This window comes from Pseudomonas sp. BIGb0558 (genome assembly GCF_024807515.1).
Taxonomy (GTDB): Bacteria; Pseudomonadota; Gammaproteobacteria; order Pseudomonadales; family Pseudomonadaceae; genus Aquipseudomonas; species Aquipseudomonas yamanorum_A.
In genome coordinates this window covers 71,274-86,204 of sequence record NZ_JANUEW010000019.1, presented here as the reverse complement: position 1 = coordinate 86,204, position 14,931 = coordinate 71,274, and the positions used below count along the sequence as shown (strand labels likewise).

Below are 14,931 nucleotides of genomic sequence, written 5' to 3'. Positions count from 1 at the left end.
TGAAATGCGGAGAAATTAGATGAGTGCGCTCTACATGATTGTCGGCACCCTGGTTGCTCTGGGTGTGCTGGTCACCTTCCACGAGTTCGGCCATTTCTGGGTCGCGCGTCGTTGCGGCGTCAAGGTACTGCGCTTTTCCGTAGGCTTCGGCATGCCCTTGCTGCGCTGGCACGACCGTCGCGGTACCGAGTTTGTGATTGCTGCCATTCCGCTGGGCGGCTACGTCAAGATGCTCGATGAGCGTGAAGGCGAAGTGCCGGCTGATCAATTGGACCAATCCTTTAATCGCAAGACCGTTCGTCAGCGTATTGCCATTGTTGCGGCAGGCCCGATCGCCAACTTTCTGTTGGCCATGGTGTTTTTCTGGGTCTTGGCCATGTTGGGCAGCCAGCAGGTGCGCCCGGTCATTGGTGCCGTCGAGGCGGACAGCATGGCGGCCAAGGCTGGCCTGACTGCCGGTCAAGAAATTGTTGCAGTTGATGGCGAGCCAACCACGGGTTGGGGGGCGGTCAATTTGCAGTTGGTGCGTCGCCTGGGTGAAAGCGGCATCGTCAAGTTGGTGGTGCGCGAGCCGGACTCCACGGCTGAAACGCCGCGCGAGCTCACCCTGGACCACTGGCTGAAGGGCTCCGATGAGCCTGATCCGATCAAGTCCCTGGGTATTCGCCCATGGCGCCCGGCCTTGCCGCCGGTACTGGCAGAGCTGGATCCGAAGGGGCCGGCCCAGGCCGCGGGTCTGAAAACCGGTGATCGCCTGCTGGCGCTGGATGGCCAGGCGCTCAACGATTGGCAGCAAGTGGTCGACCTGGTGTGTGTACGCCCTGATACCAAAATTGTGCTGAAAGTTGAGCGCGAGGGTGCTCAAATCGACATCCCTGTAACCCTGGCGGTTCGTGGGGAAGCCAAGGCGGCCGGGGGTTACCTGGGTGCAGGGGTCAAGGGTGTCGAGTGGCCACCTTCGATGGTGCGAGAGGTCAGTTTCGGGCCGTTGGCGGCAATTGGCGAGGGCGCGAGACGCACCTGGACCATGAGTGTGCTGACCCTCGATTCCCTCAAGAAAATGTTGTTCGGCGAGCTCTCGGTAAAAAACTTGAGTGGACCGATAACCATTGCTAAAGTGGCGGGCGCTTCTGCCCAGTCGGGCGTTGTAGATTTCCTGAATTTCCTGGCTTATCTGAGTATTAGCCTTGGGGTTCTGAATTTGTTGCCCATTCCAGTATTGGATGGGGGGCATCTGTTGTTTTATCTGGTCGAGTGGGTGCGTGGTCGCCCCTTGTCGGATCGGGTGCAGGGTTGGGGGATACAGATCGGTATCAGTTTGGTGGTCGGGGTGATGTTGTTAGCCTTGGTCAACGATCTGGGACGACTGTAACGCTTCGCTGAATTGCGAATCTGCCGCATTTTGCGGCAGTTTGTTTATTGCCAGTTGGAATAAGAAAGGACTTCATGAAACGTCTGCTGCTAACTGCGGTTCTCACCGTATTGATGATCGCCGAAGTTCACGCCGAGTCCTTCACCATCTCCGATATTCGCGTCAACGGCCTCCAGCGGGTTTCCGCGGGTAGCGTCTTTGGTGCCTTGCCGTTGAACGTCGGGGAACAGGCTGATGACCGTCGCCTGGTGGAATCCACTCGTGCGCTGTTCAAAACCGGGTTCTTTCAAGATATCCAACTGGGTCGCGAAGGTAACGTCCTCGTCATCACTGTCGTCGAGCGGCCGTCTGTCGCCAGTATCGAGATCGAAGGCAACAAGGCGATCTCCACTGAAGACTTGATGAAAGGCCTGAAGCAATCGGGCCTTGCCGAAGGCGAGATCTTCCAGCGTGCCACCCTCGAAGGCGTACGTAACGAGCTGCAACGCCAGTACGTCGCGCAGGGGCGTTACTCGGCTACTGTCGAGACCGAGGTCGTGCCGCAGCCGCGTAACCGCGTCGGCCTGAAGGTGAACATCAACGAAGGCACCGTGGCGGCCATCCAGCACATCAACGTGGTGGGTAACACCAAGTTCTCCGATGATGACCTGATCGACCTGTTCGAGCTCAAGACCACCAACTGGCTGTCGTTCTTCAAGAACGATGACAAGTACGCTCGTGAAAAACTGTCCGGTGACCTGGAGCGCCTGCGTTCCTACTACCTGGACCGTGGCTATATCAACATGGATATTGCTTCGACCCAGGTGTCCATCACCCCGGACAAGAAGCACGTCTATATCACTGTCAACGTCAACGAAGGCGAGAAGTACAAGGTTCGTGACGTCAAGCTCAGCGGCGACTTGAAAGTGCCTGAAGACCAGGTCAAGTCCCTGTTGCTGGTGCAGAAAGACCAGGTGTTCTCGCGCAAGCTGATGACCACCACGTCCGAGCTGATCACCCGTCGCCTGGGTAACGAAGGCTATACCTTCGCCAACGTCAACGGCGTACCGACCCCGCATGATGAAGACCACACCGTGGACATCACCTTCGTCGTCGATCCGGGCAAGCGCGCCTACGTGAACCGCATCAACTTCCGTGGCAACACCAAGTCTGCCGACGAAGTGCTGCGCCGTGAAATGCGTCAGATGGAAGGTGGCTGGGCGTCGACTTACCTGATCGACCAGTCCAAGGTTCGCCTTGAGCGTCTGGGCTTCTTTAAAGAAGTCAACGTCGAAACCCCGGCTGTACCGGGTGTGGATGACCAGGTTGACGTGAACTACGCCGTAGAAGAGCAGGCTTCCGGTTCGATTACCGCCAGTGTCGGTTTCGCCCAGAGTGCCGGCCTGATCCTCGGTGGTTCGATCACCCAGAACAACTTCCTCGGTACCGGTAACAAGGTTTCCATCGGCCTGACCCGAAGCGAATACCAGAGCCGCTATAACTTCGGTTATGTCGACCCCTACTGGACTGCTGACGGTGTGAGCCTGGGCTACAACGCCTTCTACCGCACAACCGACTACAAAGACCTCGACGTCGACGTTGCAAGCTATGCAATCGACAGCCTGGGTGTTGGCGCCAACATTGGTTACCCGATCAGTGAGACCTCGCGTCTGACCTTCGGCCTGACCGCGCAACAAGACAAGATCAAGACCGGTGTGTACACCGTGGATGAAATCTTCAACTTCGTGCGTAAAGAAGGCGACCAGTTCCTGAACTTCAAGGCTTCGGCCGGTTGGTCGGAATCGACCCTGAACAAAGGTGTGCTGGCAACCCGTGGCCATTCCCAGAGCCTGACTCTGGAAGCAACCACGCCGGGCAGCGACCTGTCGTTCTTCAAACTCGACTACCGTGGCCAGTTGTTCCAGCCATTGAGCGAAAACTACACCATGCGCCTGCACACCGAGCTGGGTTATGGCGATGGTTATGGTTCGACCAGCGGCTTGCCGTTCTATGAGAACTACTATGCTGGTGGTTTCAACTCGGTACGTGGCTTCAAGGACAGCACCCTGGGTCCTCGTGGTACTCCAAGCCGTGGCGTGGGTGTGACCGGTAACCAAGGTACTGTGGCTGACTCGGACAACGACCCGCTGCCATTCGGTGGTAACGTTCTGATCCAGGGTGGTGCGGAGATCCTGTTCCCGCTGCCATTCGTGAAAGATCAACGTTCCCTGCGTACTTCGGTCTTCTGGGATGTGGGTAACGTGTTCGACTCCAAGTGCGAACAGGTCACCAACCCCAATGGCTCGAAGTCCAACACGCAGTGCAACGACGTAAGTCTGAGCAACCTGGCGAGTTCTGTCGGTGTGGGCGTGACCTGGGTGACGGCGCTGGGCCCGTTGAGCTTTGCTCTGGCCATGCCGATCAAGAAACCGGATAACGCTGAAACCCAGATTTTCCAATTCTCCCTCGGCCAGACGTTCTAAGCGTCTGACCCAAGATAACGACAACGGATTCTGTAGGAGTGCATCGTGCGTAAGTTGACTCAATTGGTTCTCCTGGCGACTGTCCTGGTAGCGACCCCGGCCTTTGCCGAAATGAAGATTGCTGTTCTGAACTATCAGATGGCTTTGCTGGAATCCGATGCGGCCAAGAAATACGCCGTGGATGCCGAGAAGAAATTCGGTCCGCAACTGACCAAGCTGAAGACTCTGGAAAGCAGCGCCAAGGGTATCCAGGACCGTCTGGTTGCCGGTGGTGACAAGATGCAGCAAGGTGAGCGCGAGCGTCTGGAGCTTGAATTCAAGCAAAAGGCCCGTGACTACCAGTTCCAGTCCAAGGAGCTGAACGAAGCCAAAGCTGTTGCTGACCGTGAAATGCTCAAGCAGCTCAAGCCGAAACTCGACAGCGCTGTGGAAGAAGTCATCAAGAAAGGTGCCTTTGACCTGGTATTCGAACGCGGTGCCGTCATCGACGTTAAACCTCAGTACGACATCACCCGTCAGGTGATCGAGCGCATGAATCAGCTGAAGTAAGCCATGACTGCGACTATCAAGCTCGGTCAATTGGCCGAGTTCCTGGGGGCCACCTTGCGTGGCTCCCCGGAGAAGGAAATCACTGGGCTAGCCACCTTGCAGGAGGCTGGCCCAGCTCAGTTGAGCTTCCTGGCAAACCCACAATACCGTAAATACCTGGGCGACAGCCGTGCCGCAGCCGTGTTGCTGAAGGCCGCTGATGCCGAAGGGTTTGCCGGGGATGCGTTGGTTGTTGCCGACCCGTACCTGGCGTATGCCCGGGTTTCGCACCTGTTCGATCCAAAACCCAAGGCTGCTGCCGGTATCCATCCTACGGCGGTGATCGCCGATGACGCGCAGGTCGATCCTGCCGCGAGCATCGGTGCTTTTGTGGTGATCGAAAGTGGTGCGCGCATCGGGGCGGACGTGACGATCGGCGCGCAAAGCTTTATCGGTGCCCGTAGCGAGATTGGTGCCGGTGGCTGGCTGGCCCCGCGTGTGACCCTGTACCACGACGTACGCATTGGCGAACGTGTAGTGATTCAGTCGGGTGCCGTGATCGGTGGCGAGGGCTTCGGCTTCGCCAATTCCAAAGGTGTATGGAACAAGATTGCCCAGGTGGGCGGCGTGTTGATCGGCGATGACGTTGAAATTGGCGTCAATACCGCTGTTGACCGCGGCGCCTTGGCCGATACCGTCATAGGTAACGGCGTGAAACTGGATAACCAGATTCAGATTGCTCACAACGTACAGATTGGCGATCACACTGCCATGGCAGCCTGCGTAGGGATTTCCGGTAGCACCAAGATTGGCAAGCATTGCATGCTCGCCGGCGGTGTTGGCCTGGTAGGTCATATCGAAGTGTGCGACAACGTATTCATCACCGGCATGACCATGGTGACCCATTCGATTACCGAACCTGGGGCCTATTCATCCGGTACGGCCATGCAGCCTGCGGCCGAATGGCGCAAGAGCGCGGCGCGTCTGAGGCAGCTCGACGACATCGCTCGGCGCCTGAAACATCTGGAAAAGCGTGTTGGGGACGTGACCCCTGGCGGTAATGCTTCATCAGATGGCTGATACCATTTCCATATCAAGTGTGCACAGCCGCTAGACTGCCTCCTTGATTTGCTAGAGGGGCGTGCCTTAGTCCGCACGCTCCCAATCTTTATTACAGGCTTCCCCCCGAAATGATGGACATCAACGAGATTCGCGAATACCTGCCTCACCGTTATCCGTTCCTGCTGGTGGACCGGGTGACGGACCTCAATGTTGAGGAAAAGCGCATTCGTGCCTACAAGAATGTCAGCATCAACGAACCGTTCTTCAACGGTCACTTCCCTGCGCATCCCATCATGCCAGGCGTCTTGATCATCGAAGCAATGGCCCAGGCTGCCGGTATCCTTGGTTTCAAAATGCTCGACCTGAAGCCTGCCGATGGCACGCTTTACTATTTCGTGGGCTCCGACAAACTGCGCTTCCGCAACCCGGTCACCCCGGGCGATCAGTTGATCCTGGAAGCCAAGTTCATCAGCTGCAAGCGCCAGATCTGGAAGTTCGAATGCCAGGCCTCGGTCGACGGCAAGCCGGTGTGCTCGGCTGAAATCATCTGTGCGGAACGCAAACTATGAGTTTGATTGACCCTCGCGCAATCATCGATCCGACGGCCGTGTTGGCCGCCGACGTTGAGGTCGGCCCTTGGTCGATCGTCGGCGCAGGTGTGGAAATCGGCGAGGGGACAGTCATCGGGCCGCACGTGATCCTCAAAGGCCCGACGCGGATTGGCAAACACAACCGCATCTATCAGTTTTCATCGATAGGCGAAGACACCCCGGACATGAAGTACAAGGGTGAAGAGACGCGCCTGGTAATCGGTGATCACAACATCATCCGTGAAGGCGTGACCATTCACCGCGGCACCGTCCAGGACCGCGCAGAGACCACCCTGGGCGATCACAACCTGGTGATGGCCTATGCGCACATCGGCCATGACAGCGTGATCGGCAACCACTGCATCCTGGTCAACAACACTGCGTTGGCTGGCCACGTGCACGTTGATGACTGGGCGATTCTGTCCGGATTCACCCTAGTGCATCAGTACTGCCATATCGGCGCCCACAGCTTTTCAGGCATGGGTACCGCCATTGGCAAGGACGTTCCGGCGTTTGTCACGGTATTCGGCAACCCGGCAGAAGCCCGCAGCATGAACTTCGAAGGCATGCGCCGTCGTGGCTTCAGCGAAGACGCGATCCATGCCCTGCGCCGTGCCTACAAAGTGGTTTACCGCCAGGGGCTGACGGTGGACCAGGCCTTGACCGAACTGACGGAGCCGGCCGCGCTGTTTCCCGAAGTTGCGACATTCCGTGACTCGATCCAGTCGTCGACTCGCGGCATCACCCGCTGATCATGGCCAAGCTGCGTATAGCGTTGGTGGCCGGAGAAGCTTCCGGCGATATTCTCGGTGCAGGCCTGATGCGAGCCCTCAAGGCCCAGCATCCTGCGGTTGAATTCATCGGTGTCGGCGGTCCGCTGATGCAGGCTGAAGGCCTGACGTCCTACTTTCCCATGGAACGCTTGTCGGTCATGGGGCTGGTGGAGGTACTGGGCCGCTTGCGCGAGCTGCTGGCCCGCCGCAAGAAACTGATCCAGACCCTGATCGAAGAAAAGCCCGACGTCTTTATCGGAATCGACGCTCCGGACTTCACCCTCAATATCGAACTCAAGTTGCGTCAGGCCGGGATCAAGACCGTGCATTACGTCAGCCCGTCCGTGTGGGCGTGGCGGCAAAAGCGCGTGCTGAAGATCCGCGAAGGCTGCGACCTGATGCTGACCCTGCTGCCGTTCGAGGCCCGGTTCTACGAAGAGAAGGGCGTACCGGTGCGGTTTGTCGGCCATACCCTGGCCGACACCATTCCGCTCCAGGCCGACCGCGCTGCCGCTCGCGCCGAGCTGGGCTTGCCTGACGGGCCGTTGGTGGCCTTGATGCCGGGTAGCCGTGGCGGTGAAGTCGGTCGTCTTGGCGCACTGTTTTTTGATGCCGCCGAACGCCTGCAAGCCTTGAAGCCGGGCGTACGCTTCGTATTGCCGTGCGCGAGCCCTCAGCGCCGTGTGCAAATTGAAGAATTGTTGGTAGGGCGCAACTTGCCGTTGACCCTGCTCGACGGCGGCTCGCACCTGGCCCTGGCGGCGTGCGATGCAGTGTTGATCGCCTCCGGCACCGCGACCCTGGAGGCCTTGCTCTACAAGCGCCCGATGGTCGTGGCCTATCGCCTGGCGCCGCTGACCTACTGGATTCTCAAGCGTATGGTCAAAAGCCCCTACATCTCCCTGCCCAATTTGCTGGCCCAGCGCCTGCTGGTGCCCGAATTGCTGCAGGACGATGCGACGCCTGAAGCCCTGGCACAAACCCTTTTCCCGCTGATCGACGGCGGCGAAGAACAGACCCGTGGTTTCGACGAGATTCACCGTACCTTGCGCCGCGATGCGTCGAACCAGGCGGCGGATGCGGTGCTGACCTTGATCGGCCATAAACAGGAAGCCCTATGAAGACGCAGATGGGCCTGGATTTCAGCCTGGTAGCCGATGCCCTTGATCTGGTGGCCGGTGTTGACGAAGTCGGTCGTGGCCCGCTGTGTGGCGCGGTCGTCACGGCTGCGGTGATTCTCGATCCGAACCGCCCGATCCTCGGCCTCAACGACTCGAAGAAACTCACCGAAGCCCGTCGCGAAAAGCTCTTTGACGAGATCTGTGAGAAAGCCCTGAGCTGGCACATCGCCCGGGCTGAAGTCGAAGAAATCGACAAATTGAATATCCTGCACGCCACCATGCTGGCCATGCAGCGCGCCATTGAGGGCCTGCACATCACGCCAAAAATGGCGATGATCGACGGCAACCGCTGCCCCAAGCTGACCATGCCGGCGGAAGCGGTGGTCAAGGGTGACAGCAAGGTGCCGGCGATTGCCGCCGCCTCGATCCTCGCCAAAGTCAGCCGTGATCGTGAAATGGCAGCGTTCGAATTGATCTATCCCGGCTACGGGATGGGTGGACATAAGGGCTACCCGACGCCCGTTCATCTGGAAGCTCTGGCTCGTCTTGGCCCGACCCCGATCCACCGACGCTCGTTCGCCCCGGTTCGCCAGGCTTACGAGGCGCGGGAAAGCCTGATCGAGGTTTAGCAGCAAGGCTGATGTTTTTGCCAAGGCCCGGTACAATCCGGGCCTTGTTGTCTCCACGTTTTTAGACAGGATCACTATGCCGGCTTCATTCGTTCACCTGCGCCTGCACACTGAATACTCCCTGGTCGACGGCCTGGTACGGATCAAACCCCTGGTCAAGACCCTGGTGGGCATGAACATGCCCGCCGTGGCGGTGACCGACCAGAACAACATGTGTTCCCTGGTCAAGTTCTACAAGGCCGCCATGGGCGCCGGCATCAAGCCGATCTGCGGCGCCGACCTGTGGCTGTCCAACAAAGACCCGGATAACCCACTGAGCCGCATCAGCCTGCTGGCGATGAACGGCGTTGGTTATCGCAACCTCACCGAACTGATTTCCCGCGGTTTTATCGACGGCCAGCGCAACGGCTCGATCATCATCGAGCGTGAATGGGTGGCCGAAGCCAGCGAAGGGCTGATCATGCTCTCGGCGGCCAAAGAGGGTGAAATCGGTATCGCGTTGTTGGGCGGCAACCCTCACGAGGCCGAAGTGCTCGCCCGTGAATGGATGGACGTGTTCCCCGACCGCTTCTACCTGGAAATCCAGCGTACCAATCGCCCCAATGATGAAGAGCAGTTGCACGCCGCCGTGGCCCTGGCTGAAAAGCTCGGCGCGCCGCTGGTGGCGACCAACGATGTGCGCTTTATCAAGAAGGAAGACTTCGAGGCCCACGAAACTCGCGTCTGTATTGGCGAAGGGCGGGCGCTGGACGATCCGCGCCGCTCGAAAAACTACAGCGAAGAGCAGTACCTCAAAAGCGCCGATGAAATGGCCGAGTTGTTCAGTGACCTGCCCGAGGCCCTGGAAAACTCCGTCGAAATCGCCAAGCGCTGCAACATTGAAGTGAAGCTGGGCAAACACTTCCTGCCCAACTTCCCGATTCCCGATGGCATGACCATCGACGAGTATTTCCGCAAGGTGTCCTTCGACGGTCTGGAGGAGCGCCTGAGCGTCCTGCTGCCCAAGGACACCACTGAAGATTATGAAGCCAAGCGCCAGGTCTACGTCGATCGGCTGAATTTCGAGCTGGATATCATCATCCAGATGGGGTTCCCCGGTTACTTCCTGATCGTAATGGACTTTATCCAGTGGGCCAAAAGCAACGGCGTGCCGGTGGGCCCAGGCCGTGGATCGGGTGCCGGGTCGCTGGTGGCCTATGTGCAGAAGATCACCGACCTCGACCCGCTGGAATATGACCTGCTGTTCGAACGGTTCCTTAACCCGGAACGGGTATCGATGCCCGACTTCGACGTCGACTTCTGCATGGACGGTCGCGACCGGGTTATCGAATACGTAGCCGAGAAATACGGCCGCAACGCTGTAAGCCAGATCATCACCTTCGGTTCCATGGCGGCCAAAGCGGTAATCCGCGACGTGGCCCGGGTGCAGGGCAAGTCCTACGGCCTGGCTGACCGCCTGTCGAAGATGATCCCGTTTGAAGTCGGCATGACCCTGGAAAAAGCCTACGAGCAAGAAGAAATCCTGCGGGACTTCATCAAGGTCGATGAAGAAGCGGCTGAAATCTGGGACATGGCGCGCAAACTTGAAGGCGTGGTGCGGAACGTCGGTAAACACGCCGGTGGTGTAGTAATCGCTCCTACCAAGCTGACGGACTTTTCGCCGATCTATTGCGATGAAGAAGGCGACGGCCTGGTAACCCAGTTCGACAAGGACGACGTGGAGGCGGCCGGCCTGGTGAAGTTCGACTTCCTCGGCCTGCGTACCCTGACGATCATCGACTGGGCGCTGAAGACCATCAACCGCGAGCGCGCCAAGATCGATGAGCCGCCGCTGGATATCGCGTTTATCCCGCTGGACGACAAGCCGACGTACCAGTTGCTGCAAAAAGCCGAAACCACGGCCGTGTTCCAGCTTGAATCCCGCGGCATGAAAGAGCTGATCAAAAAGCTCAAGCCCGACTGCCTGGAAGACTTGATCGCACTGGTGGCCCTGTTCCGTCCGGGCCCGTTGCAATCGGGCATGGTGGATGACTTCATCAACCGTAAGCACGGGCGTGCCGAGCTGGCTTACCCGCACTCCGATTACCAGTACGAAGGCCTCAAGCCCGTACTGGCACCGACCTACGGCATCATCCTGTATCAAGAACAGGTGATGCAGATTGCCCAGGTGATGGCCGGCTACACCCTGGGTGGCGCCGACATGCTGCGTCGGGCCATGGGTAAGAAAAAGCCCGAGGAAATGGCCAAGCAGCGCGGCGGTTTCATTGAAGGTTGCGCCACCAACAATATCGACGCTGACCTTGCCGGTAACATCTTCGACCTGGTGGAGAAATTCGCCGGTTACGGCTTCAACAAGTCCCACTCCGCCGCCTATGGCCTGGTTTCCTACCAGACCGCGTGGCTGAAGGCTCACTACCCGGCGCCGTTCATGGCCGCGGTACTGTCTGCGGATATGCACAACACCGACAAGGTCGTGACCTTGATCGAGGAAGTGCGCACCATGAAGCTGCGCCTCGACGCGCCGGACGTGAACACCTCCGAGTTCAAGTTCACGGTGAACGACGAAGGCCGCATCATTTATGGCCTCGGCGCGATCAAGGGCGTGGGCGAAGGCCCGGTGGAGGCGATTACCGAAGCGCGCCAGGACGGGCCGTTCAAGGACCTGTTCGACTTCTGCGCCCGGGTCGACCTCAAGCGCATCAACAAACGTACCCTGGATGGCTTGATCCGCAGCGGCGCCCTGGATCGCCTGGGCCCGTACTTCCATGATGAGCCGAAGGCATACCAGGCCAACATCGACCGCAACCGCGCGGTATTGCTGACTGCCATGGAAGAAGCGATCAAGGCTGCCGAGCAGACTGCCCGCACCCACGACAGTGGCCACGCCGACCTGTTTGGCGGGCTGTTCGTCGAAGCAGACGCCGACGTCTACGCCAACCATCGCAAGGCCAAGGACCTGACCCTCAAGGAACGCCTCAAGGGTGAGAAAGACACCCTGGGCCTGTACCTCACCGGTCACCCGATTGACGAGTATGAAGGTGAAATCCGGCGGTTCGCCCGTCAGCGCATCATTGACCTGAAGCCGGCGCGGGATACCCAGACCGTCGCGGGTATGATCATCGCCCTGCGGGTGATGAAGAACAAAAAGGGCGACAAGATGGGGTTCATCACCCTTGACGACCGCTCGGGCCGGATCGAAGCTTCGTTGTTCGCCGATGCGTTCCACTCCGCCCAGTCGCTGCTGCAGACCGACGCCATGGTGGTGGTGGAAGGGGAGGTCAGCAACGACGACTTCTCCGGCGGCCTGCGCCTGCGGATCAAACGCGTGATGAGCATGGAAGATGCCCGCACCAACCTGGCCGAAAGCCTGCGCTTGAAGGTCAAGACCGATGCGCTCAAAGGCGATCAGCTACGCTGGTTGGGCGACTTGCTTAAACGCCACCGTGGCGCCTGCCCGGTGACCATGGAGTACACCCGCGACGATGCCAAGGCGATGTTGCAGTTTGGTGAGACGTGGCGAATTGATCCCGCTGATGGCTTGATTCAAGCATTGCGTGACCAGTTCGGGCGTGACAACGTCTTCCTCCAATACCGTTGATGGGTCAGGCGGTACCAAGAACGCCTGATCTCGACCCAATATTTAATCTCGACCTAAACACGCCTCTCCCTTAAGGTAGGGCGCGAATAGACAACCGGCTGGCCAGGCACTCCCTGGCCGTCGACCCAAGACGGACGCTTATGAACCCGAATTTTCTTGATTTCGAACAGCCGATCGCTGACCTGCAAGCCAAGATCGAAGAACTGCGCCTGGTCGGCAATGACAATTCGCTGAATATCGGCGATGAAATCGCTCGCCTGCAAGACAAGAGCAGCACGCTCACCGAAGACATCTTCGGCAAGCTGACCAGTTGGCAGATCGCGCGCCTGGCCCGCCACCCGCGCCGTCCGTACACCCTGGACTACATCGAGCACATTTTCACCGAGTTCGATGAGCTGCACGGCGACCGTCATTTCTCCGACGACGCGGCCATCGTGGGCGGTATCGCCCGCCTGGACGACCAGCCCGTGATGGTGATCGGTCACCAGAAAGGCCGTGAAGTGCGCGAGAAGGTTCGCCGCAACTTCGGCATGCCGCGCCCCGAAGGCTACCGCAAGGCTTGCCGCCTGATGGAAATGGCCGAGCGCTTCAAGATGCCGATCCTGACCTTCATCGACACCCCGGGCGCCTACCCAGGTATTGACGCTGAAGAGCGCAACCAGAGCGAAGCGATTGCCTGGAACCTGCGAGTGATGGCGCGTCTGAAGACGCCGATCATCGCGACCGTGATCGGTGAAGGCGGTTCCGGCGGCGCACTGGCCATTGGCGTCTGCGACCAGTTGAACATGCTGCAATATTCGACCTATGCGGTGATCTCGCCGGAAGGTTGCGCCTCGATCCTGTGGAAAACCGCCGAGAAAGCGCCGGACGCTGCCGAAGCCATGGGCATCACCGCTGATCGCCTGAAAGGCCTGGGTATTGTGGACAAAGTGATCGCCGAGCCATTGGGCGGCGCCCACCGTGACCCGGCTGCCGCGGCCGCGACCATTCGTGCCGAACTCGGCTCGCAACTGGCGATGCTCAAGAAGTTCGACAACGAGGCGCTGCTGGCCCGTCGTTACGAGCGACTGATGAGCTACGGTCTCTAAGTCGACGCCGTATTAAATGTGGGAGCTGGCTTGTGTGGGAGCTGGCTTGCCTGCGATGGCATCAACTCGGTGCAATAGATAAACCGAGTTGTTTGCATCGCGGGCAAGCCCGGCTCCCACACAAGCCAGCTCCCACATTTGCTTTGTGTATGCTGGGTTGTCGCATTCCAGATTGATGGCGTCCTTTGCTATGAAGCCCACCTTAACCGCCAAACTTCTGCAAACCCTTGCCCCCTGGCGCAACGCCCCGGCCTGGCATATCGCCTTCTCCGGCGGTCTCGACTCCACCGTCCTGCTGCACCTTCTGGCCACTCTGGCCAAAACTGACAAACTTCCGCCACTCAGTGCGCTGCATGTTCATCATGGGCTGCAAGCTGCGGCTGACGCGTGGCCGGCTCATTGCCAGGCCGTGTGTGACGCCCTGGGCGTGCCCCTGCGGGTGATCCGTGTGCAGGTGCAACAAGGCGCAAGCCTGGAGCGTGCCGCCCGTGAGGCGCGGTATCAGGCGTTTGCCGAGGTCACCGGGGCAGGGGAGTTGCTGATCACCGGCCAGCACCGCGACGATCAGGCCGAAACCTTGCTGTTTCGCTTGTTACGTGGGGCTGGTGTACGTGGGCTGGCGGCAATGCCCGCGCAACGTCCGTTGGCGGGCGGATATCTGGTTCGCCCCTTGCTGGCGGTATCCCGCGCCGATCTGGAAGCCTACGCCCGCGAGCAGGACTTAACCTGGATCGAAGACCCGTCCAACGCCGATCCGCGTTTCTCGCGCAATTACCTGCGCCACCATGTTTTCCCGCAGCTTGCCAAGCGTTGGCCTCAGGCCGTCAGCACCATGGCCCGCAGCGCCGAACACTTGAGCGAAGCCCAGGGCCTGCTCGACGAACTCGCACAAATAGACCTGCTTGCCGCGAGCCGACCCTCGGCGTTTCCCTGGCTGGCGTTGCCCTCGCTGGCCCTTGAGCCGCTTGCCGCGCTCTCCGAGGCCCGCCAGCGCAACGCACTCATGCACTGGCTGACACCGCTGACACGCTTGCCCGACAGCGAACACTGGGCCGGTTGGTCGACCTTGCGCGACGCCAGGGAAGACGCACAGCCCCTGTGGCGCCTGGCCGACGGTGAATTGCACCGCTGTGCCGGGCAGATCTGGTGGTTACCCGCCAGTTGGTCGGAATTTTCTGACGCGGCGGTGAACTGGTCGCACCCGCAAAACCCACTACAGTTACCCGGTAACGGCCAACTGCATTTCAGTGGCAGCGCACCTGAGGGCCCCTTGAGCATCCGTTATCGCCAGGGCGGCGAAATCTTGGAATTGCCAGGCCGGGGCCGGCGTGACCTGAAGCGGTTGCTTAACGAAAGTGCGATACCAGGCTTCATCCGTGGCAGATTGCCGCTGCTGTATCAGGGCCAACAATTGCTGGTTGTGGCCAACCTGCCGGGGCTTGCGACAGGTGGCGGTACCGGCTGGCAATTACATTGGATACCACCAACCTGCGATCAAGGTTTGAGCTGATAGAGCCTTTCCGGTAGACTACGCTCCCTTCTTGATACAACTTCTGTGGATTCGCCTGAATCGCAGGAGTTGCCGATTACCAAGCAGTCTTTGCTGGGCGATTCCAAAAAATGTGTAGCGATCAACGTACCGGTGTTTCATTGCTGGTCTGTCACAACGCGGCGGTTTTTTTGAAAGGTGCACTGTGATTAATGCAGG

The 14,931-nt window shown here is 59.3% G+C and carries 11 protein-coding genes; all 11 read left to right on the top strand.

What is annotated here, in order from left to right; all coding sequences use genetic code 11:
• Positions 1-19 precede the first annotated feature (19 nt).
• The 11 genes from rseP to tilS all read left to right on the top strand — a co-directional run bounded on the left by rseP (position 20) and on the right by tilS (position 14,733).
• Positions 20-1,372 (top strand): sigma E protease regulator RseP, encoded by a 1,353-nt coding sequence (gene rseP / locus M2400_RS21365; RefSeq protein WP_259198720.1) that lies wholly within the window; start codon positions 20-22, stop codon positions 1,370-1,372.
• Positions 1,373-1,446: 74 nt separating this feature from the next.
• Positions 1,447-3,834 (top strand): outer membrane protein assembly factor BamA, encoded by a 2,388-nt coding sequence (bamA, locus tag M2400_RS21360; protein WP_177042021.1) that lies wholly within the window; start codon positions 1,447-1,449, stop codon positions 3,832-3,834.
• A gap of 45 nt (positions 3,835-3,879) precedes the next feature.
• The gene (locus M2400_RS21355; RefSeq protein ID WP_003219314.1) at positions 3,880-4,383 is read left to right on the top strand and encodes an OmpH family outer membrane protein; all 504 of its coding nucleotides are present in this window, start codon (positions 3,880-3,882) and stop codon (positions 4,381-4,383) included.
• A 3-nt stretch (positions 4,384-4,386) separates the two neighbouring features.
• Entirely contained in the window at positions 4,387-5,442 is a 1,056-nt protein-coding gene (lpxD, locus tag M2400_RS21350) for a UDP-3-O-(3-hydroxymyristoyl)glucosamine N-acyltransferase (protein ID WP_177076725.1), read from the top strand.
• 110 nt (positions 5,443-5,552) lie between these two features.
• Entirely contained in the window at positions 5,553-5,993 is a 441-nt protein-coding gene (gene fabZ / locus M2400_RS21345) for a 3-hydroxyacyl-ACP dehydratase FabZ (RefSeq protein WP_003219309.1), read from the top strand.
• Positions 5,990-6,766 carry an acyl-ACP--UDP-N-acetylglucosamine O-acyltransferase gene (gene lpxA / locus M2400_RS21340; protein ID WP_177042025.1) on the top strand — a complete coding sequence of 259 codons (777 nt, stop codon included), beginning with the start codon at positions 5,990-5,992 and terminating at the stop codon, positions 6,764-6,766. The genes fabZ and lpxA overlap by 4 nt, the downstream gene beginning before the upstream one ends.
• A 2-nt stretch (positions 6,767-6,768) precedes the next feature.
• Positions 6,769-7,908 carry a lipid-A-disaccharide synthase gene (lpxB, locus tag M2400_RS21335; protein ID WP_177042027.1) on the top strand — a complete coding sequence of 380 codons (1,140 nt, stop codon included), beginning with the start codon at positions 6,769-6,771 and terminating at the stop codon, positions 7,906-7,908.
• Entirely contained in the window at positions 7,905-8,537 is a 633-nt protein-coding gene (gene rnhB, locus M2400_RS21330) for a ribonuclease HII (protein WP_177042029.1), read from the top strand. The genes lpxB and rnhB overlap by 4 nt, the downstream gene beginning before the upstream one ends.
• A 76-nt stretch (positions 8,538-8,613) precedes the next feature.
• Entirely contained in the window at positions 8,614-12,135 is a 3,522-nt protein-coding gene (dnaE, locus tag M2400_RS21325) for a DNA polymerase III subunit alpha (protein WP_177042031.1), read from the top strand.
• Between the two features lie 140 nt (positions 12,136-12,275).
• Entirely contained in the window at positions 12,276-13,223 is a 948-nt protein-coding gene (locus tag M2400_RS21320; RefSeq protein ID WP_177042033.1) for an acetyl-CoA carboxylase carboxyltransferase subunit alpha, read from the top strand.
• Between the two features lie 190 nt (positions 13,224-13,413).
• Positions 13,414-14,733: a tRNA lysidine(34) synthetase TilS gene (gene tilS / locus M2400_RS21315; RefSeq protein ID WP_259198716.1), complete on the top strand. Its 1,320-nt coding sequence runs from the start codon at positions 13,414-13,416 to the stop codon at positions 14,731-14,733.
• Positions 14,734-14,931 lie beyond the last annotated feature (198 nt).